Source organism: Streptomyces sp. NPDC046759, from assembly GCF_040645475.1.
Lineage (GTDB): Bacteria > Actinomycetota > Actinomycetes > Streptomycetales > Streptomycetaceae > Streptomyces.
In genome coordinates, this window is record NZ_JBEYYJ010000005.1 from 220,678 (window position 1) to 240,022 (window position 19,345).

Below are 19,345 nucleotides of genomic sequence, written 5' to 3' on the forward strand. Positions count from 1 at the left end.
TCCGCCGCGTGGGCGCGACCGGTCGTGCACCCGTTCGCGCCCGGCGGTGAACCCGCAGGTCCTCCTCAGTCGCCGAGCCGCCGAAGCCCGGCGCAGCGGTTATGCGTCGCCGCCCGCCGCCCCCGGATGAGCCGCCGACACATCGAGCAGCTGGTACCGGTCGATGGCCTGCTTCAGCACCGACCGGTCGACCTTGCCCTCGCGTGCCAGCTCGGTCAGCACCGCGACCACGATCGACTGGGCGTCGATGTGGAAGAAGCGCCGCGCCGCGCCGCGGGTGTCGGCGAAGCCGAAGCCGTCCGCGCCGAGCGACTGGTAGGTGCCCGGCACCCACCGCGCGATCTGGTCGGGAACCGATCGCATCCAGTCGGACACGGCCACGAACGGACCCTCGGACCCGTTGAGCTTGCGGGTCACGAACGGCACCCGCTGCTCCTCCTCCGGGTGCAGCAGGTTGTGCTCCTCGCACTCCACCGCCTCGCGGCGCAGCTCGTTCCAGGAGGTCGCGGACCACACGTCCGCCCTGACGTTCCAGTCCTCGGCGAGGATCCGCTGCGCCTCGAGCGCCCACGGGACCGCCACGCCGGACGCCATGATCTGCGCCGGGACCGAGCCGCTCGTGCCGTCGCTCAGCTTGTGGATGCCCCGGAGGATGCCCTCGGCGTCCACGTTCTCCGGCTCGGCGGGGTGCTGGATGGGCTCGTTGTAGACGGTCAGGTAGTAGAAGACGTCCTCGCCGTGCGGGTGCTCGGCGTCGCCGCCGTACATGCGGCGCAGACCGTCCTGGACGATGTGCGCGATCTCGTAGGCGTACGCCGGGTCGTAGGCCACGCACGCCGGGTTGGTGGAGGCGAGGAGCTGCGAGTGGCCGTCCGCGTGCTGCAGGCCCTCACCGGTCAGGGTGGTACGGCCGGCGGTCGCGCCGAGTACGAATCCGCGGGCCAGCTGGTCGGCCATCTGCCAGAACTGGTCACCGGTGCGCTGGAAACCGAACATCGAGTAGAAGACGTAGACCGGGATCAGCGGCTCGCCGTGCGTGGCGTAGGCCGAGCCCGCCGCGATCAGGGACGCCGTGCAGCCCGCCTCGGAGATGCCGTCGTGCAGCATCTGCCCGGTCGGCGACTCCTTGTAGGCGAGCAGCAGCTCCCGGTCCACCGACTCGTACTGCTGGCCCAGCGGGTTGTAGATCTTCGCGCTCGGGAAGAACGAGTCCATGCCGAACGTGCGGTACTCGTCCGGCGCGATCAGCACGAACCGCCGGCCGATCTCCTTGTCCCGCATGAGGTCCTTCAGGAGCCGGACGAACGCCATGGTGGTGGCGATGGACTGCTGACCCGAGCCCTTCTTCACCGTCGCGTACGTCTTGTCGTCCGGCAGGGCCAGCGGCTTGGAGCGTACGACGCGCGTCGGGACGTACCCGCCGCACTGCTTGCGCATGTCGTGCATGTACTGGATCTCGTCGGTGTCCCGGCCCGGGTGGTAGTACGGCGGCGGGCCGGACTCCAGCTCCCTGTCGGTGATGGGCAGGTGGAGGCGGTCCCGGAAGCGCTTGAGGTCGTCGACTGTCAGCTTCTTCATCTGGTGCGTGGCGTTGCGGCCCTCGAAGTTGGGGCCCAGCGTCCAGCCCTTGACGGTCTTGGCGAGGATGACCGTCGGCTGGCCCTTGTGCTCCGTGGCCGCCTTGAACGCCGCGTAGATCTTGCGGTGGTCGTGACCGCCGCGGCCCAGGTGCAGGATCTGGTCGTCGGTCATGTTCTCGACCATCGCGCGCAGCCGGTGGTCGTCGCCGAAGAAGTGCTCGCGGATGTACGCCCCCGACTCCGTGGCGTACGTCTGGAACTGGCCGTCCGGGGTCGTGTTCATCTTGTTGACCAGGATGCCGTCCCGGTCCTGCGCGAGCAGCGGGTCCCAGGAGCGGTCCCAGATCAGCTTGATGACGTTCCAGCCGGCGCCCCGGAAGATGGACTCCAGCTCCTGGATGATCTTGCCGTTGCCGCGCACCGGGCCGTCGAGCCGCTGCAGGTTGCAGTTGACGACGAAGGTGAGGTTGTCCAGGCCCTCCCGGGCCGCGATGGACAGCTGGCCGAGCGACTCCGGCTCGTCCATCTCGCCGTCGCCGAGGAACGCCCACACGTGCGACTTGGAGGTGTCGGCGATGCCGCGCGCCTCCATGTAGCGGTTCATCCGCGCCTGGAAGATCGCGCCGAGCGGGCCGAGGCCCATGGAGACCGTCGGGAACTCCCAGAAGTCCGGCATCGAGCGCGGGTGGGGGTAGCTGGACAGGCCGTCGGGGTACTTCGACTTCTCCTGGCGGAAGCCGTCCAGCTGGTCCGCGGTGAGCCGGTCCAGCAGGTACGCGCGCGCATAGATGCCCGGTGAGGCGTGGCCCTGGAAGAAGACCTGGTCACCGCCGTCGCCCTCGTCCTTGCCGCGGAAGAAGTGGTTGAAGCCGACGTCGTACAGCGAGGCCGAGGAGGCGAAGGTGGCGATGTGGCCGCCGACGCCGATGCCGGGCCGCTGGGCGCGCGAGACCATCACGGCCGCGTTCCAGCGGGTCGCGTTCAGGATCCTGCGCTCGATCTCCTCGTTGCCCGGGAAGAACGGCTCGCTCTTGGTGGGGATCGTGTTGATGTAGTCCGTGCTGCGCATCTCGGGCACGGCCACGCGCCGCTCGCGGGCCCGCTCGATCAGCCGGAGCATGAGGTAGCGGGCCCTCTCCCGGCCCCGCTCGTCCACGGCGGCGTCCAGGGAGTCGAGCCACTCCTGGGTTTCCTCGGGATCGAAGTCAGGAACCTGACTCGGAAGGCCGCCAATGATGATCGGATTGCGATCGGATCCGGAAGCCACGCTGTTCCTTACCTGTCAGAGGGCCGATTTTTTACTCGTGCCTACACCGTTCCCCATCGTGTACCTCGGGAGGGCGTACGTCATCTCCTCGGTGTCCCATCGGTGTCCCGTCGGTCAAAACGCAACGATACGCCCGGGGTGTGACGTGCTTGGCAAAAGTGTTCGAGGGGCGTATCGCTGGATGATTCTGAGATGATGCCCATCAGTGCAAACCGGGCACATCGGTGTGATGTGGGTTGCGCGGGAACGGGGTACGGTGCCAGGAGTTGCGGCGACACGGCCGGGATCGTCACCGTTTCGGCGGTCCGAAGGGCCGGGTACTTGCGCGATCCGTCCCGCCCGTGTGGACTACGGCCAATGCTTCGCGCACGCGCGTGGCTGAGATATTCACCAAGACATGATCAGGAGGCAACCCGTGAGCGCGACCGCGGACCACGCGGAGGAGCGGACGAACCCTGCCGCCAGGCTGGGGTTCCAGCCCGGGCAGGTGGTCCAGGAGATCGGCTACGACGACGACGTCGATCAGGAGCTCCGCGAGGCCATCGAGGAAACCATCGAAGGCGACCTCATGGACGAGGAATACGACGACGTGGCCGACGCCGTTGTGCTGTGGTTCCGTGACGACGACGGCGACCTGACGGATGCGCTGGTGGATGCCACCACGTACATCGAAGAGGGCGGCGCGATCCTGCTCCTCACGCCGAAGACCGGCCGTACGGGGTACGTGGAGCCGAGCGACATCCAGGACGCCGCCACGACGGCCGGCCTGACGGCGTCGAAGAGCGTCAGTGTGGGCAAGGACTGGAGCGGAAGCCGCCTGGCGACGCCGAAGGCCGCCAAGTCCAAGAGGTGATCTCCTCTGCACCCCCGGGCGGGCTGGTTTCGTCCCAGCCCGTCCGGAGATCCCTGGTGATCGCTGCGTAGGGTGGACCCGAGCGACTGCTGTGCGCTCATCCGAACGGCCCACCGAAGGGATGCACGACGATGGCGATCCAGGTCGGCGACAAGGCGCCCGACTTCGAGCTCAAGGACAACCACGGCCGGACCGTGAAGCTCTCGGACTTCCGCGGCGACAGGAACGTGGTCCTGCTCTTCTACCCCTTCGCCTTCACCGGCGTGTGCACCGGCGAGCTGTGCGAGCTGCGCGACAACCTGCCGAAGTTCGAGGACCGCGACACCCAGCTCCTCGCCGTCTCCAACGACTCCATCCACACCCTGCGCGTCTTCGCCGAGCAGGAGGGCCTGGAGTACCCGCTGCTCAGCGACTTCTGGCCGCACGGCAACGTCTCGCGCGCGTACGGCGTCTTCGACGAGGACAAGGGATGCGCCGTCCGGGGCACCTTCGTCATCGACAAGGAGGGCGTCGTGCGGTGGACCGTGGTCAACGGCCTGCCGGACGCGCGCGACCTGAACGACTACGTGAAGGCGCTCGACACCCTGTAGGCCGACCGTGGCCGACACCTGTGATCCTCCGGTCCAGGGTCTGCGGGGGGCGGGAACCCGTCACTAGGATCGGCTCGTTGATCCCATATCCGAAGCACGACGGGGCGCCCCGCCCCTGAACACCACATGGAGGACCCGTGGGAGTCAGCCTCAGCAAGGGCGGCAACGTATCGCTGACGAAGGAGGCCCCGGGCCTGACCGCCGTCATCGTCGGTCTGGGGTGGGACGTGCGCACCACGACCGGCACCGACTTCGACCTCGACGCCAGCGCGCTGCTGCTGAACAACTCCGGCAAGGTCGCGAGCGACCAGCACTTCGTCTTCTTCAACAACCTCAAGAGCCCCGACGGCTCCGTCGAGCACACCGGTGACAACATCACCGGTGAGGGCGAGGGCGACGACGAACAGATCAAGATCAACCTGGCCGGCGTCCCGGCCGACATCGAGAAGATCGTCTTCCCGGTGTCGATCTACGACGCCGAGAACCGCCAGCAGTCCTTCGGCCAGGTCCGCAACGCGTTCATCCGCGTCGTGAACCAGGCGGGCGAGCAGGAGATCGCCCGCTACGACCTCAGCGAGGACGCCTCCACCGAGACCGCCATGGTCTTCGGCGAGCTGTACCGGCACGGGGCGGAGTGGAAGTTCCGCGCCATCGGCCAGGGCTACGCCTCCGGTCTGCGGGGCATCGCGCAGGACTTCGGCGTCAACGTCTGACGCACGACGCCCGCGCACACCGTCCGGCGCCGCACCGTTTACGGGCGGCGCCGGACGCGCAGGACAACCAAAGAAGCACCGCTAGGGGAGGACCAGCAACATGGGCGTCACGCTCGCCAAGGGAGGCAACGTCTCCCTTTCCAAGGCCGCACCGAATCTCACCAACGTCATGATCGGACTCGGCTGGGACGCGCGTTCCACCACCGGCGCCCCCTTCGACCTGGACGCCAGCGCCCTGCTGTGCGGTGCCGGCAACCGGGTGCTGGGCGACGAGTGGTTCGTCTTCTACAACCAGCTCAAGAGCCCCGACGGCTCGGTCGAGCACACGGGTGACAACCTCACCGGTGAGGGCGAGGGCGACGACGAGACGATCCTGGTGGACCTCACCAAGGTGCCGGCGCAGTGCGAGAAGATCATCTTCCCCGTCTCCATCCATATGGCGGACGAGCGCGGCCAGACCTTCGGGCAGGTCTCCAACGCCTTCATCCGGGTACTCAACCAGGCCGACGGCCAGGAGCTGGCTCGTTACGACCTCAGTGAGGACGCCTCCACCGAGACCGCCATGATCTTCGGCGAGCTGTACCGCTACCAGGGCGAGTGGAAGTTCCGCGCCGTGGGCCAGGGGTACGCCTCGGGGCTGCGCGGTATCGCCCTGGACTTCGGAGTGAACGTTTCGTAGCCGCGGGTACCGCCGGTAGGGTGCACCTCTAGACTCGGGGTCAACGTTTAGCAAAGCCGAGTACGGCGCGGGGGAGATCCTCCCCCAGACTTCGTCTGGGAGGTGCCCCCAACAGATGATTGGGTAGCCAGTGCTTCTGAAAACCTTCGGCTGGTCGTTCGCGGTCACCGCGCTCGGCCTGGTCGCCGCGGTCTTCTACGGGGGGTGGGAGGCCTTCGGTGTCGTGGCGATCCTGGCCGTCCTCGAGATCTCGCTGTCGTTCGACAACGCGGTGGTCAACGCCGGGATCCTGAAGAAGATGAACGCCTTCTGGCAGAAGATCTTCCTCACGGTCGGCGTCCTCATCGCGGTCTTCGGCATGCGGCTGGTCTTCCCGGTCGTCATCGTCGCCATCACCGCCAAGCTCAGCCCCGTCGACGCCGTCCACCTGGCCTTCGCCGACAAGGACCGCTACCAGCAGCTGGTCACCGACGCCCACCCGGCGATCGCCGCCTTCGGCGGAATGTTCCTGCTGATGATCTTCCTCGACTTCATCTTCGAGGACCGGGACATCCAGTGGCTGCGCTGGATCGAGCGGCCGCTGGCCAAGCTCGGCAAGGTCGACATGCTGGCGGTCTGCATCTCCCTGATCGTCCTGCTGATCACGTCCTTCACCTTCGCCACCCACGCCCACCAGCACGGCGGCGCCCACGCCGACAAGGCCCAGACGGTCCTGATCGCCGGCATCGCCGGCTTGATCACCTACATGATCGTCGGCGGTCTGTCCGGCTACTTCGAGGACCGGCTGGAGGAAGAGGAGGAGCGCGAGCACGAGGAGGAGGAAGAGGCCGCCCGCACCGGCAAGCAGAAATCGGCGGTGCTGCTGGCCGGCCAGGCCGCGTTCTTCATGTTCCTCTACCTGGAGGTCCTGGACGCGTCCTTCTCCTTCGACGGCGTGATCGGCGCCTTCGCCATCACCAACGACATCGTGATGATGGCCCTCGGCCTCGGCATCGGCGCGATGTACGTCCGGTCCCTCACCGTCTACCTGGTCCGCCAGGGCACCCTCGACGACTACGTCTACCTCGAGCACGGCGCCCACTACGCCATCGGCGCCCTGGCCGTGATCCTCATGGTCACCATCCAGTACGAGATCAACGAGGTCATCACCGGTCTCGTCGGCGTCGTCCTGATCGCCCTGTCCTTCTGGTCCTCCGTCCGCCGCAACCGCGCGCTGGCGGCCTCCGGAGAGGGCACGGACGAGAAGGCCGAGGTCTCCTCAGGGGTGTGACCCCCTACGGGACAGATCCGGGCCATGACGGGGTGTGACGCCCGGGCCCGTGAGGAACGCTCTGATCGGGGCGGCCGATGCGGTCGGCCGCCCCGATCGCGTTCACATCACCACCTGGGGGCGGGAATGGGTTTCTTCGACGGACTGCTGGGCGGACGCGCTGCCGACTTCGACTCGGGCAGCGCCTCCAGCAATGCCATCGAACTCACCAGGCGGCACCAGACGGTGTCCCTCACCAAGCAGGACGCGGCCACCGGCCACCTGCGCGTCAACCTCACCTGGCGGATGCGCACCTCCGACTTCGACGGCAACCAGCGCACCAGCCTGCTGAGGCACCCCTTCAAGGCGCTCAGGCCGCCGGAGGTCCTCGGCCACGGCCAGAGCATGGTCAACGTCGACCTCGACCTGGGCTGCCTGTACGAACTGACCGACGGCACCAAGGGGGTCGTACAGCCGCTGGGCAACTACCTCGGCGACGTCAACGCACCGCCGTACATCAAGCTCAGCGGCGACGACCGGTTCGGCTCGGCGTCCGGCGAGACGATGTACGTCAACCTCGACCACCGCGACGCCATCAAGCGCCTGCTGGTCTTCGTCTACATCTACGACCAGACCCCGGCCTTCGACCGCACCCACGCCGTCGTCACCCTGTACCCGAGCAACGGCCCCCGCATCGAGATAGGCCTGGACGAACGTCACCCCCAGGCCCGCTCCTGCGCGGTGGTGCTGATCGAGAACGTGAAGGGCGAACTTGTGGTCCGCCGGGAGGTCAAGTTCGTCTACGGCTTCCAGGGCGAGCTGGACCGGCTGTACGGCTGGGGACTGCAGTGGGGGCGTGGCTACAAGACCAAGGCGGACCGATGACGGGGCGCCGGGAACTCACCGCCCGATGAACTGCGGCCCCTGCGGAGGCAGCCGGAAGTTCGGGTCCACAGCGGCGGTCACCGGCACCGGCTGGGGCTGCGGGTACCCGTACGCCGGCGGGGCCGACGTCGGCTGCGGATAGCCGTACGCGGGCTCCTGCTGCGGCACCGCCGACGCCGGCTGCTCCGGCGGAAGCGGCAGCGACGGCTGGAGCACCTCCTCCACCTCGGACTCGTCCACGGAGATCCCGAAGTCCGTCGCGAGCCCCTTCAGCCCGTTGGAATAGCCCTCGCCCAGCGCCCGGAACTTCCAGACCTCCCCGCGCCGGTACAGCTCACCGCAGATCAGCGCCGTCTCCGCACCCGTCTCCGGCTTGATCTCGAACCGGGCCAGCGGCTCGGCGTCGGCGACCGCGGCGTCGTACAGCAGGATGCACAGCGCCGGCACCTGGTCGAAGGTGACGCCGTCCGCGGACGCGACCAGCAGGATCCGGCCGACCTCCGGCTCGACGCTGGCCAGGTCCGTCTGCATCGTGTCGGTCAGTCCCTCGGCGACGCGCTTCTTGCCCAGCCGCCAGACCTTCCCGGAGGGGTGCCGGGGCTGGTTGTAGAAGACGAAGTCCTCGTCGGAGCGCACACGGCCGTCGGGGCCCAGCAGCAGCGCCGAGGCGTCCACGTCCGGAACCCCCTGCCCGGGCGTCCAGCGCAGCACGGCGCGGACCGTGTGGGCTTCCAGCGGGAGGTTCGACCCCTTCAGCATCGCGTGCGTCATGCGGTCATCCTGCCTTCTCGGTCCTGCTCACGACAATGCGGGGGGTGGTCTCCGAGGGCGCCGCCGACACGGGCGAGTTACCGGAAATTCATACCCACAGGGAACCCCAGACATGGATCCCTACGTACTATTACCGGCCACCCTTTACCGAACACACAGACTCGGCTCGCGCCCTGAGGGAGTCCTATGCGTCATTTCGGGCACATCGCCCCCGAGGTGCGGCAGCGCCTTTTCCACCGGGAGCCGGGCGCGTTCACCGCGGACTCCCCGGCCCGGCTGCTCGCCGCCGCCCTCGGCGCCACCCTGTACAGCCCGGCGACCCGGCCGCGGCTCGCCGACGACATCGTCAAGCAGGCCGGGAACGGCGTGGTCTCGATGGTGCTGTGCCTGGAGGACTCGATCGACGACGCGGACGTCGTGGCCGGCGAGGAGAACCTCGTGGGGCAGTTCGCCGAACTCGCCGCCCGGCCCGGAGCCGAGCCACCGCTGCTCTTCATCCGGGTCCGCACCCCCGAGCAGATCCCCGACCTGGTACGGCGGCTCGGCCCCACCGTGCGGCTGCTGTCCGGATTCGTGCTGCCGAAGTTCACCGAGGAGCGCGGCATCCCCTTCCTGGAGGCCCTGACCGCCGCCGAGGCCGAAAGCGGGCGTCGGCTGTTCGCCATGCCCGTCCTGGAGTCCCCCGAGCTGCTCTACCGCGAGTCCCGCGTCGACACCCTGGAGGGCATCGCCCGGGCGGTCGACAAGTACCGCGACCGGGTGCTGGCACTCCGCCTCGGCGTGACCGACTTCTGCTCCTCCTACGGCCTGCGCCGCGCCCCCGACATGACCGCCTACGACGTCCAGATCGTCGCCTCCGTGATCGCCGACGTCGTGAACATGCTGGGCCGCGCCGACGGCACCGGATTCACCGTGACCGGGCCCGTGTGGGAGTACTTCCGGGTCTCCGAGCGCATGTTCAAGCCGCAGCTCAGGCAGAGCCCCTTTCTGGAGGTGCAGGCCGTAGAACTGCGCGAGAAGCTGATCGAGCACGCCATGGACGGACTGCTGCGGGAGATCTCCCTCGACCAGGCCAACGGCCTGCTCGGCAAGACCTGCATCCACCCCTCCCATGTGCTGCCCGTCCACGCGCTGTCCGTGGTCAGCCACGAGGAGTACAGCGACGCCCAGGACATCGTGCGTCCGGAACGCGGCGGCGGGGGTGTACTCCGGTCGGCCTACACGAACAAGATGAACGAGGTGAAGCCGCACCGCGCCTGGGCCGAACGCACCCTGCTGCGCGCCGAGGTCTTCGGCGTGGCCCACGAGGACGTCGGCTTCGTGGAGCTGCTCGCCGCGGGAATACCCGGCTGAGGCCGGTCGATCGTCCCGGTTGATCCTTCCCATATCGTCCAAGGAACGCATGAACAACGCAGTGAACGACGGGGTCTGGTCCGGCAGCTGGGTCGCCGAGCGGCTCGGAGTCGAACTCGTGGGGGACGACGGCCTGCGGGGCCTGCTCGGGCTCGCCCTGCGCCGCAACCCCAAGCGGGCCCATCTGCTGGTCTCGAACGTGCTCGGCAAGCACGTCCCGCAGTCGCCGGCCGTGGTCTACGGGCACGGGTTCCGCCTGGGCCGGCGGGCCGCCGCGCTGCTCGGCGCGGAGGCGGGCGCCGCCGTCGTCCTGGGCTATGCGGAGACCGCCACCGGGCTGGGCCACGCCGTGGCCGACGGGCTCGGTACGGCGCCGTATCTGCACTCCACGCGGCGGCCGGTGACCGGGGCCGCCCGGGCCGGCGGCTTCGAGGAGTCGCACTCGCACGCCACGTCGCATCTTCTGCTGCCGGAGGATCCCGGGCTGCTGGCCGGGGACGGTCCCCTGGTGCTGGTCGACGATGAGTTCTCCACCGGTAACACCGTCCTCAACACCATCCGCGACCTGCACGAACGGTATCCGCGGGCGCGATATGTGGTGGTGGCGCTGGTCGACATGCGTTCGTCCGAGGACGTCGAGCGGATGCAACGGTTCGCCGGCGACATCGGGGCGCGCGTGGACCTGATCGCCGCAGCGTCCGGGGTCGTACGACTGCCGTCGGACGTGCTGGAGAAGGGGCAGCGGCTGGTGGCTCACCATGAGTCCGCCGGGTGCGGCTCCGCCATGGCTGACCGCGCCCACGCGGCGCCGGCCGCATGCCGGACCCGGTCCCGCGCCCCTCACCGTCTGGACCTGCACTGGCCCGCCCGCCTCCCCGACGGCGGCCGGCACGGCTTCACCCCCGCCCACCGCGCCCGCCTGGAGGCCGCGCTGCCTGCCATGGCGGCCCGCGTGCGCGACGCCCTGCCCGCCGGCGCCCGCCGCGTCCTCGTCCTCGGCTTCGAGGAGCTGATGTACGCCCCCCTGCGCCTCGCCCGGGAGCTGGAGGAGCTGACACCGGCCGAGGTGCGGTTCTCCACCACCACCCGCTCGCCCGTCCTGGCCGTGGACGACCCCGGGTACGCGATACGCACCCGGCTGGTCTTCCCGGCCCACGACGACCCGGCCGACGGACCCGGCGAGCGCTACGCCTACAACGTCGCCGGTGGCGGCTTCGACGCCGTCGTCGCCGTGGTCGACTCCGTCGCCGACACCCCTGCCCTGCACGCGCCGGACGGCCTGCTGGCGTGCCTCGCCGCCCACACCCCGCACGTTCTGTTCGCGGTCCTCCCGTCGTACGTCCCGCACGCTCCCGAAAGGCCGGCCATGCTGCCCGAGCCCCTCCGCGGCCCCGCATTCTCCAGTTACGCGCCCGACGAGGTGGGCTGGCTGCTCCAGGACCTCTCCGACGTCACCCTGGAGGCGCCGACCGAGGAACGGGAGGAGGCCATCCAGAGCGGCGGTGCGCACTACGCCGAGTCGCTGCCGGTGGAGTACCAGCCGAGTGAGCAGTACCAGCAGCTGTTCCACACGGCCCTGGACGCCTCCGCCGCCCGGATCGCCCAGGCGGTCGGCGTGGTGACCGAGGCCGTCATCGCCGAGCGGTCCCCGCGCCCGGTGCTGGTGTCCCTGGCCCGCGCCGGCACCCCGGTCGGCGTCCTGATGCGCCGCTGGGCCCGGTTCCGGCACGGCCTCGACCTCCCGCACTACGCCGTGTCGATCGTGCGCGGCCGGGGCATCGACGCCAACGCGCTGCGCTGGCTCGCCGCCCATCACGACCCCCGGGACGTCGTGTTCGTCGACGGCTGGACCGGCAAGGGCGCCATCACCCGGGAACTCACCGACGCCGTCGCGGAGTTCGAGGCGAAGGAGGGCATCACCGGATTCGACCCGGAGATCGCCGTGCTCGCCGATCCGGGCTCCTGCGTGCGCACCTACGGCACCCGCGAGGACTTCCTCATACCCTCCGCCTGCCTCAACTCGACCGTGTCCGGCCTGATCTCGCGCACGGTCCTGCGCGCCGACCTGGTCGGGCCGGACGACTTCCACGGCGCGAAGTTCTACCGTGAACTCGCCGGCGCCGATGTCTCCGTGGCCTTCCTCGACGCCGTCTGCGAGCGTTTCCCCGAGGTCGCCGACACCGTCGACACGGCGGTCAAGGAGCTGGTGGCCGAGGACCGCAGCCCGACCTGGGCCGGCTGGCGGGCGGTCGAGCGGATCAGCGAGGAGTACGGCATCCACGACGTCAACCTCGTCAAGCCCGGCGTCGGCGAGACCACCCGGGTGCTGCTGCGCCGGGTGCCCTGGAAGATCCTGGCGCGGGCCGGGGCGGGCACCGACCTCGACCACGTCCGGCTGCTCGCCGAGCAGCGCGGGGTACCGGTCGAGGAGGTCGGCGAACTGCCGTACACCTGCGTCGGCTTGATCCATCCCAGGTACACGCGCGGGGCCACCGGCGCCGACGGCAAGGCGGTGAACGCCTGATGCCGGTGCTGGTGGCGAGCGACCTCGACCGTACGCTCATCTATTCCTCGGCTGCCCTCGCGCTGACCATGCCGGACGCGCGGGCGCCCCGGCTGCTGTGCGTGGAGGTGCACGAGAGCAAGCCGCTGTCGTACATGACCGAGACGGCGGCCCAGCTGCTGACCGACCTCGGCGACACGGCGGTCTTCGTGCCGACGACGACCCGGACGCGCAAGCAGTACCAGCGGATCAACCTGCCCGGGCCGCCCCCCGCGTACGCGATCTGCGCCAACGGCGGGCATCTGCTGGTCGACGGGGTCACCGACGAGGACTGGCACGCGGGCGTGCAGGCGCGGCTCGCCGACGAGTGCGCGCCGCTGGCGGAGGTCCGCGAGCATCTGCTGCGCTCCGCCGATCCCGTCTGGGTGCGCAAGCACCGGGTCGCCGAGGACCTGTTCGCCTATCTCGTCGTCGAGCGCGAGCTGCTGCTCGAGGACTGGGTGAAGGAGCTGGCGGTGTGGGCGGAGAACCGCGGCTGGACCGTGTCGCTCCAGGGCCGCAAGATCTACGCCGTCCCGAAGCCCCTCACCAAGAGCGCGGCGGTACGGGAGGTCGCCCGCCGCGCCGGCGCCAACCTGACGCTGGCGGCCGGGGACTCCCTGCTGGACGCCGACCTGCTCCTCGCCGCCGACCGCGGCTGGCGCCCCGGCCATGGGGAGCTGGCGGACACGGGCTGGACGGCGCCCGAGATCGCGGCACTGCCGGAGCGGGGGGTGCTGGCGGGCGAGCGGATCGTGAGGGAGTTCCTGAAGGCGACGCGCGGGACGGCGTCCTGAGGGGCGCGGGGAACTGCGCGACGGGCCACGAGACCGCCGCACCCGCCCGACGGCAGGGTGCGGCGCCCAGGTGGGCCGCTAACCGCAACAGCCTCCACCACAACAACCCCCACCGCCCGGAGCCGCGGGCGCGCCCGCACTCTGTGCGACGCCGCCCACCGCCACGGTCGACAGCAACTTCACCGTGTCGTCGTGCCCCACGGGGCACGTCGCGGGGGCGGCGGACTCGGCCATGGGCCGGCTCAGTTCGAAGGTGTCTCCGCAGCTGCGGCACCGGTACTCGTAGCGAGGCATGAGCACAGGTTAGTGCTCCTCCTCCTTGCCGGGCAGCGGCATGGTCACCGGCGGCACACCGGTCTCGTGCTCACGTCCGGCAGGCTCGGTGGCCGGATCGGGGTGACGGGCCCGCCAGTACGGGTTGTCGTGCGGCAAGGTCGTGCCGACCCTGCCGTACATGCCGAAGGTCATCAGCAGCAGGCCCACGATGAAGCTGAAGAACACGTTCTGGATCCTGAACGCCAGGAAGTTGTAGGGGCTGTCCAGCAGGCCCAGGGTCAGGAAGCCGGCCAGCAGGAACAGCACGCCGAACACCATGTTCAGCGTGGACGCGATGTTCCCGCCGATCACCATCCCGGCGAGCAGGATCGCCCCGACGACGATCGACAGGACGCTCAGCGTGCCGTTGGAGTTCAGCCCGGCGACCGAGTTCCCACCGGTGCCGAAGAAGCCGATGTGGTTGATCAGGCCCAGGATTCCGAAGACGACGAGGAACGCCCCGATCAGGCCCGCGCCGATCCGGTAGACCAGGTTCAGCCGGTGGTCGACGGGCAGGTGCTTGTCGAACTCGATCCGTCGCCGCGGCCTCGTGTGCACTGCGTGTGTGGCCATATCCGCCTCCCTCGGGCGCTAGCGGAGGCCATCCGTCCATTTCAATATCCGCCTGCCCGGCCCGACCCGGCAACACACCCGGGTCGATGGGCGCCGCCATCCGGGTGACAGGGCATCCTCACGGCGCCCGCCGCCCGGCGGTCTCAGCGGGCCCCGCCCCGTTCCTCCCGGATCTGCGCCACCACCCGCGCGGCGGCCTGCCGCACCGCGTCCGTCTCCGTCAGGAAGTGCCAGTAGTCGGGGTGCCGGCCCTGCAGGCTGCCGATCGCCCGCTCCAGCCGGGCCACCGCGTCGTCCAGCGGGCGGGCGTGCCGTGGATCGGGGGTCGCGCGGCCCGTCATGGCCAGCCGCTGCGCGTCACGGATCGCGAACCGGGTGCGGTCGATCTCGGCCTGCGGGTCCTTCTGCACGCCGTTCAGCCGCTGCAGCCGGTCCCCGGCGGCCGACACGGCCTCGTCGGTGGAGTTCAGCAGGGTCCGTACCGTCGACAGCAGTGACGTGGCGTCCGGCCAGCGCTGGGCGTCGCGCGCCGTCTGGGCCTCGCGGAGCTTCAGCTCGGCCTGCCGTACGTTCTCCGCGGCCTGCTCGGGCACGTGCTGCAGGTCCTGCCAGCAGGCGGCCGCGAACCGGCGCCGCAGCTCACTCAGCACCGGGTCCACCTGGCCGGCCCTGGTGGTCAGTGCCTGCGCCCGGGTGCGCAGACTGACCAGCCGGTGGTCGATCTCGGCGGCCTTCTCCGGCAGCCGCTCGGCCTCGGCCCGGATCGCCCCGGCCTCCCGCTGCACCCGCTCGGCCCGCTCCAGGGTCTGCGCCGCGCCGTGCTGTCCCGCGCCCTGGTTCAGCTTGGTCAGCTCGGGCGACAGGGCGGCCAGCCGCCCGGCGAGATCATCCGCCCGCAGCCCCTTCTCCCGCACGGCGTCCAGCGCGTTGCTCGCGCCCAGCAGCGCCTGCCGGGCCCGTTCCACGGCGGGCGCCAGCCGGGCCAGCTGGGTCTCGGCCTTGCCGAGCAGCGGTCCGAGCGAGCTGCCGAAACGGTCCAGCTCCTGTTTGACGCGCACGAGCTCGTCCTTGGCGGACGTCAGCTCCGCGCGCGCCCGGGAGGCAGCGGATGCCTCCAGGTCGTCGCGGTCCAGGTCGTGGGCGTCCACGGCCTGGATGTACCGCTGGCTGACCTCGTCGATGCGCTGCCCGAGCGCCGCGAAGTCCGTCACGGCGCGCCGGGCGGCGGGGGAGTCGTCCACCGCCGTGATCGTCTCGATGGAGATCCGCAGATCGCGCTGGGCGGTGTCCAGTTCGTAGAACGCGGCCGCCGCGGCGTCCTTCGCGGCCTGCGCCTCGGCCCGCTGGCTCTCCGCCCGGCCGCCGAACCAGCGCCGGGTGCCGCCGCCGGCGAACGCGGCGGGCAGCGCGAGCGCGGCCAGCACCGGCAGCCCGACCACCAAGGTTAGGGTGTCCCGCAACGCAGTGGAACCCGACCGGTGTGACCGCGTCGCTGGCGTGCCCGGTGTCGCCGTCACATCCCTCTCCCGTGCCATGGTTCGCCGCCGTGGGTGGTGTCATTCTCCCACCCGCTGCAGACGAAGACACGGGCCGGTCAGTTCGGGTTCCGTACCGTGACCTTCCCGTTGGAGGACTCGGCGGTCACGCGGTGCGGGCTGCGGTCGCGCCGGGACACGCTCACCGACACCGGCCCGTTGTCCGAGTCCGCCTTCACGTGGTACTCGTCGCGGGGCACCGTGACCGTCACCGCGCCGTTGTCGGATTGGGCGTTCACCAGGTCGGGGACGCTGCCGAGCGTGAGGTCCACCGAGCCGTTGCTGACATCGGCCCGCACCTGCCGCGAGGTGACGTCCGCCGTGACCGCGCCGTTGTCGGAGCCGAGGTCGAGCGGCCCGGTGGAGTCGGTGACGTGCACATCGCCGTTGTCCGTCTGGACGCCGAGCGAGGCCGTGAAGCCGTGCGCCCGCACGTCTCCGTTGCCGTCGGTGACCTTGACCGCGACATCGCGCGGCACCTCGAGGCGGTACCGGGTCGAGCAGTCGGCGAAGAGCCCGGAGCAGTGGGTCCGCAGCACGAGCCGGTCGTGGGCGAGCGACCAACTCACCTTCGGCCCGCTGCCGATGGCCACCGATCCCTGGAACCAGCGCGTCACGTGGACGCTTCCCGGCTTGTTCGCGTCCGCGGCGACGATCTCCAGCGGCGCGTTGTCGGAGTCGACCGTGAGGGTGCGGCCGTGCAGCGCGAAGGACCGCTGGTCCGGGTGCTTGTCGTCGCCGGCGGAGGCACCGCAGGCGCTGAGCCCCGTGACCAGCGTGCCGGCGAGGACGGCTGCGGCTGCGGCGCGGAAGGGAACGGAACGGGTCATGCGTGATCTCCCCCTGGACCGGCCCGCCGGTAGGGCGAGCCGTGACTGTCGGTCGGCGACGACAGTAGATGATCATGCCGCGTGATCGGCATCCGGCAGCCTCCCGCGCCCGGGGTGGGGTTAACCCCCGTAGACCCCCGCACGCCCGGCGTCACGGTTTGCGGTGCACCGGTTCCGGCAGGGTAGGCTGTCGACTCGACCTGGGCGTATCGCCCGGGTGTCCGGGTGCGTAGCTCAGGGGTAGAGCGCCTGCCTTACAAGCAGGATGTCGGCGGTTCGAAACCGTCCGCGCCCACAGTCGAAGCCCCCGGCCGCGCGGCCGGGGGCTTCCGTCATTCCTCCGCTTCCGTCATTCCTCCTCGGTCGCCCGCTCGTGGGCGTGCTTCAGCCCGGTGCGGGCGTCCACGCGGTCCTCCGCGGCCACCTCGGCCCAGAACCGGTGGGTGCTGACGAAGACCGCGAGTTCGTGTTCGCGGCGACGCAGCTTCTCCACCTCGGCCTGTTCGTCCGCCGTCCAGCCCGGGGACGCGGGCCGCTCCACCTTCCGCCAGCCGGTGTCGTCACTGAAGCCGTCCATCGGCTCGACCGACCAGGGCAGCCGCTTGAGCAGGGCCGACAGCTCGGCCCGGACCTGATGCAGCTCCTCCTGACCGGCGAGGAGGTCACTGGGGAATTCATAGGTCGTAGCCACGCGGCAATGCTACGCCTGTTCGATTTTGGAGGGCGAGTTCGGTCGTGAGGTTCATGCGAACGGGTGGGCGGGCCCGGTCCGGTGACGGTTCAGGCGTGCCGGCCCGGCGAACCGAGGAGTCCTCGGTGCCCCGCCGCCCGCAGCTCGCCCACCAGGCGGGCCGTCACCGGCACCGGTACGCCGTGCCGGTCCGCCGCGCGGAGCAGTGCCCCGCCGATGGCGTCGAGTTCGAGCGGCCAGCCCGCCTCGGCGTCGCGTTGCATGGACGATCTGGCGCCGGGTGGGAAGGCGTCGTAGCGGGCCAGGGCCTGCGCCGGGTCGGCGGGGGCGCCGCAGGCGCGGCTGACCGCGGTGGTCTCGTCGACCAGGGACTCCAGCTCCTCGCGGTGCCGGGTGCGGGCCTCGCCGAGCGGGAGGCCGTACCGGGTGGTGAGCAGGGCGAACGGCGCGAGGAACGCCATCTTGGCCCACAGGGCCGCCGTCTCGTCCTCGACCGCCCGGGCCGTCACGCCGGCGGATGCCAAAGTGGCCACGAGGCCGTCCAGACGGGGACGGGGGACGGCGTCCCCGGCCAGGTCCAGCTCCGTGAACGGGCTGCCGTGTTCGATCACGCCCGGCGCGACCCGCGTGGACTCCACCCGGATCACCGCCGGGGCGACACGGTCGGGGCGGTAGCGGGCGCGCAACCGGGCGGGGTGTTCCACGCCGTTGAGCAGCGGTACGACGAGGGCGTCGCCCAGGACTGCGGGCGGCACCCGGGTGAGGGCGGCGTCCAGTGCGGTGTGCTTGACGGCGATCAGACAGGCGTCCACCGGGTCGCGCAGTTCGGTGTCCGCCTCGACGGGCGCGGTGAACTCGCCGAACTGCGCGCTGCGGACCGTGATTCCGCTGCGGCGCAGGGCGTCGGCGGTCCCGTCCTGGGCGAGGCAGACCACGTGGTGGCCGGCGCGGGAGAGCAGGGCGGCGAGCAGGCCGCCGGTGCCGCCGGGGCCGAGGACGGCCACGGTGCCCCTGCCTGTCGTCGGGCCGTGTGCCGCAGGGGTGTTCGCCATGGGATGTGCCGCGGGGTCGTTCGCCATGAGGCTGTTCCTTCCGACGGTCGGCCCCGGTGGTCGGTGGCCGCCTTCGGCGATCTTCGCACCGGGACGCGGGGCGCGGGAGACTGGGGGCATGTGCCGGAGTATCAAGACGCTGCGTCCGCCCGTGCTGCCCGATCAGGCCACGCAGGAGGACATCCATGCCGCCGCCCTGCAGTACGTCCGGAAGGTGTCGGGGTTCCGCGCTCCCGCCGCGCACAACCGCGAGGTCTTCGACCGCGCGGTGGCCGCGGTGGCCGAGGCCACGGCGGAGTTGCTCGGAGGGCTGGAGGTGCGGGGGCGGTCGGTGAGGAGCGGGAGCGGGGAGTCGTGAAGGCAGGAGCCGTGAAGGCCGGGGAGTGGGGCGTCATGGGGGGCCGGCCCGATCCGCAAGGTGGATGTTGAACTTGCAAGTACAAGTTAGGTAGCCCTAACCTGATCTCCGTTCGGTACCGCCGCCCCCACGACCGGCCACCCATGCCCCACCTCCCGGCCGGCCCGACCGACACCGAAGAGGAGAACCCCCCTCGTGACCGCACGCCTCAACTCCGCCCAGCCCTATGCCCTCGGGCTGTTCCGCATCGTCGTGGGCCTGCTCTTCGCCGTGCACGGCGCCGCCTCCCTCTTCGGGGTCCTCGGCGGCGCCGCCGGCACCGGGGGCGGCACGATCCCGGCCGGCACCTGGCCCGGCTGGTACGCGGCCGTGATCCAGCTGGTCGCCGGAGCCCTGGTGCTCCTCGGGCTCGGCACCCGCGGGGCGGCGCTGATCGCCTCGGGCTCGATGGCGTACGCGTACTTCGACGTCCACCAGCAGGCCGCGCTGTGGCCCATACAGAACGGCGGCGAGCTGCCGGTGCTGTTCTGCTGGGCGTTCCTCCTGCTGGTCTTCACCGGTTCCGGCGCCTTCGGCCTCGACCGGTTCGTCGCCCGCCGCGCCGCAGCCGACGGCCGGGACGCGGCCGAACGGGCGCCGATGGCCGCCTGACGCGAGGCGGCGCCCTTCCCTGCCACGAGGGGAAGGGCGCCGCCCCGACTGCCGCGGGCCC

General features: G+C 70.6%; 19 protein-coding genes and 1 tRNA gene. 12 read left to right on the forward strand and 8 right to left on the reverse strand.

Annotated elements, in window-relative coordinates; genetic code table 11:
* Nucleotides 1-99: 99 nt before the first annotated feature.
* Nucleotides 100-2,847: a pyruvate dehydrogenase (acetyl-transferring), homodimeric type gene (gene aceE, locus ABZ919_RS09335; RefSeq protein WP_361244562.1), complete on the reverse strand. Its 2,748-nt coding sequence runs from the start codon at nucleotides 2,845-2,847 to the stop codon at nucleotides 100-102.
* Nucleotides 2,848-3,262: 415 nt separating this feature from the next.
* On the opposite strand from aceE, the gene ABZ919_RS09340 reads away from it, so the two are divergent.
* The 6 genes from ABZ919_RS09340 to ABZ919_RS09365 all read left to right on the forward strand — a co-directional run bounded on the left by ABZ919_RS09340 (nucleotide 3,263) and on the right by ABZ919_RS09365 (nucleotide 7,816).
* Complete coding sequence (locus tag ABZ919_RS09340; RefSeq protein ID WP_361244565.1) at nucleotides 3,263-3,700, forward strand: DUF3052 domain-containing protein; 438 nt, start codon at nucleotides 3,263-3,265, stop codon at nucleotides 3,698-3,700.
* A 131-nt stretch (nucleotides 3,701-3,831) separates the two neighbouring features.
* On the forward strand, nucleotides 3,832-4,290 hold the full coding sequence (locus ABZ919_RS09345) for a peroxiredoxin (protein WP_361244568.1): 459 nt from the start codon (nucleotides 3,832-3,834) through the stop codon (nucleotides 4,288-4,290).
* Nucleotides 4,291-4,427: 137 nt separating this feature from the next.
* Nucleotides 4,428-5,003, forward strand: coding sequence for a calcium homeostasis/redox stress adaptation protein (locus tag ABZ919_RS09350; protein WP_061920108.1), 576 nt, complete (start codon nucleotides 4,428-4,430; stop codon nucleotides 5,001-5,003).
* A 100-nt stretch (nucleotides 5,004-5,103) separates the two neighbouring features.
* On the forward strand, nucleotides 5,104-5,682 hold the full coding sequence (locus tag ABZ919_RS09355; protein ID WP_361244572.1) for a TerD family protein: 579 nt from the start codon (nucleotides 5,104-5,106) through the stop codon (nucleotides 5,680-5,682).
* Between the two features lie 130 nt (nucleotides 5,683-5,812).
* Nucleotides 5,813-6,952, forward strand: coding sequence for a DUF475 domain-containing protein (locus ABZ919_RS09360; RefSeq protein ID WP_361244575.1), 1,140 nt, complete (start codon nucleotides 5,813-5,815; stop codon nucleotides 6,950-6,952).
* Nucleotides 6,953-7,078: 126 nt separating this feature from the next.
* Nucleotides 7,079-7,816 (forward strand): Tellurium resistance, encoded by a 738-nt coding sequence (locus ABZ919_RS09365; RefSeq protein ID WP_361244578.1) that lies wholly within the window; start codon nucleotides 7,079-7,081, stop codon nucleotides 7,814-7,816.
* A gap of 15 nt (nucleotides 7,817-7,831) precedes the next feature.
* Here ABZ919_RS09365 and ABZ919_RS09370 read toward each other — a convergent pair whose 3' ends face one another.
* The gene (locus ABZ919_RS09370; RefSeq protein WP_361244581.1) at nucleotides 7,832-8,587 is read right to left on the reverse strand and encodes a TerD family protein; all 756 of its coding nucleotides are present in this window, start codon (nucleotides 8,585-8,587) and stop codon (nucleotides 7,832-7,834) included.
* Between the two features lie 186 nt (nucleotides 8,588-8,773).
* Here ABZ919_RS09370 and ABZ919_RS09375 point away from each other — a divergent pair, with 186 nt between their 5' ends.
* From ABZ919_RS09375 to ABZ919_RS09385, 3 genes are read left to right on the forward strand one after another with little or no spacing between them, the layout of a single operon-like run.
* Entirely contained in the window at nucleotides 8,774-9,940 is a 1,167-nt protein-coding gene (locus ABZ919_RS09375) for an HpcH/HpaI aldolase/citrate lyase family protein (RefSeq protein WP_361244584.1), read from the forward strand.
* Nucleotides 9,941-9,989: 49 nt separating this feature from the next.
* Nucleotides 9,990-12,464: a phosphoribosyltransferase gene (locus tag ABZ919_RS09380; protein WP_361244587.1), complete on the forward strand. Its 2,475-nt coding sequence runs from the start codon at nucleotides 9,990-9,992 to the stop codon at nucleotides 12,462-12,464.
* Complete coding sequence (locus tag ABZ919_RS09385; protein WP_361244589.1) at nucleotides 12,464-13,279, forward strand: HAD family hydrolase; 816 nt, start codon at nucleotides 12,464-12,466, stop codon at nucleotides 13,277-13,279. The genes ABZ919_RS09380 and ABZ919_RS09385 overlap by 1 nt, the downstream gene beginning before the upstream one ends.
* Before the next feature lie 78 nt (nucleotides 13,280-13,357).
* On the opposite strand, the gene ABZ919_RS09390 is transcribed toward ABZ919_RS09385, so the two are convergent.
* The 4 genes from ABZ919_RS09390 to ABZ919_RS09405 all read right to left on the reverse strand — a co-directional run bounded on the left by ABZ919_RS09390 (nucleotide 13,358) and on the right by ABZ919_RS09405 (nucleotide 16,532).
* Entirely contained in the window at nucleotides 13,358-13,573 is a 216-nt protein-coding gene (locus tag ABZ919_RS09390) for a zinc ribbon domain-containing protein (RefSeq protein WP_361244592.1), read from the reverse strand.
* Between the two features lie 9 nt (nucleotides 13,574-13,582).
* Nucleotides 13,583-14,167: a DUF4383 domain-containing protein gene (locus tag ABZ919_RS09395; protein ID WP_361244595.1), complete on the reverse strand. Its 585-nt coding sequence runs from the start codon at nucleotides 14,165-14,167 to the stop codon at nucleotides 13,583-13,585.
* 143 nt (nucleotides 14,168-14,310) lie between these two features.
* Nucleotides 14,311-15,684 carry a hypothetical protein gene (locus tag ABZ919_RS09400; RefSeq protein ID WP_361244598.1) on the reverse strand — a complete coding sequence of 458 codons (1,374 nt, stop codon included), beginning with the start codon at nucleotides 15,682-15,684 and terminating at the stop codon, nucleotides 14,311-14,313.
* A 77-nt stretch (nucleotides 15,685-15,761) separates the two neighbouring features.
* On the reverse strand, nucleotides 15,762-16,532 hold the full coding sequence (locus tag ABZ919_RS09405; protein WP_361244601.1) for a DUF4097 family beta strand repeat-containing protein: 771 nt from the start codon (nucleotides 16,530-16,532) through the stop codon (nucleotides 15,762-15,764).
* A gap of 223 nt (nucleotides 16,533-16,755) precedes the next feature.
* Between ABZ919_RS09405 and ABZ919_RS09410 the strand changes: the two genes are divergently transcribed.
* A tRNA-Val gene (locus ABZ919_RS09410) sits at nucleotides 16,756-16,827 on the forward strand.
* 54 nt (nucleotides 16,828-16,881) lie between these two features.
* Here ABZ919_RS09410 and ABZ919_RS09415 read toward each other — a convergent pair.
* A complete protein-coding gene (locus ABZ919_RS09415; RefSeq protein ID WP_361244604.1) occupies nucleotides 16,882-17,223 on the reverse strand; it encodes a hypothetical protein in 342 nt (113 codons plus the stop codon).
* Nucleotides 17,224-17,312: 89 nt separating this feature from the next.
* Nucleotides 17,313-18,275 carry a 2-dehydropantoate 2-reductase gene (locus ABZ919_RS09420; RefSeq protein WP_361244939.1) on the reverse strand — a complete coding sequence of 321 codons (963 nt, stop codon included), beginning with the start codon at nucleotides 18,273-18,275 and terminating at the stop codon, nucleotides 17,313-17,315.
* Nucleotides 18,276-18,393: 118 nt separating this feature from the next.
* On the opposite strand from ABZ919_RS09420, the gene ABZ919_RS09425 reads away from it, so the two are divergent.
* Nucleotides 18,394-18,633, forward strand: a complete 240-nt coding sequence (locus tag ABZ919_RS09425; protein ID WP_361244607.1) for a DUF2277 domain-containing protein — start codon at nucleotides 18,394-18,396, stop codon at nucleotides 18,631-18,633.
* Between the two features lie 195 nt (nucleotides 18,634-18,828).
* On the forward strand, nucleotides 18,829-19,284 hold the full coding sequence (locus tag ABZ919_RS09430; protein ID WP_361244610.1) for a DoxX family protein: 456 nt from the start codon (nucleotides 18,829-18,831) through the stop codon (nucleotides 19,282-19,284).
* Nucleotides 19,285-19,345 lie beyond the last annotated feature (61 nt).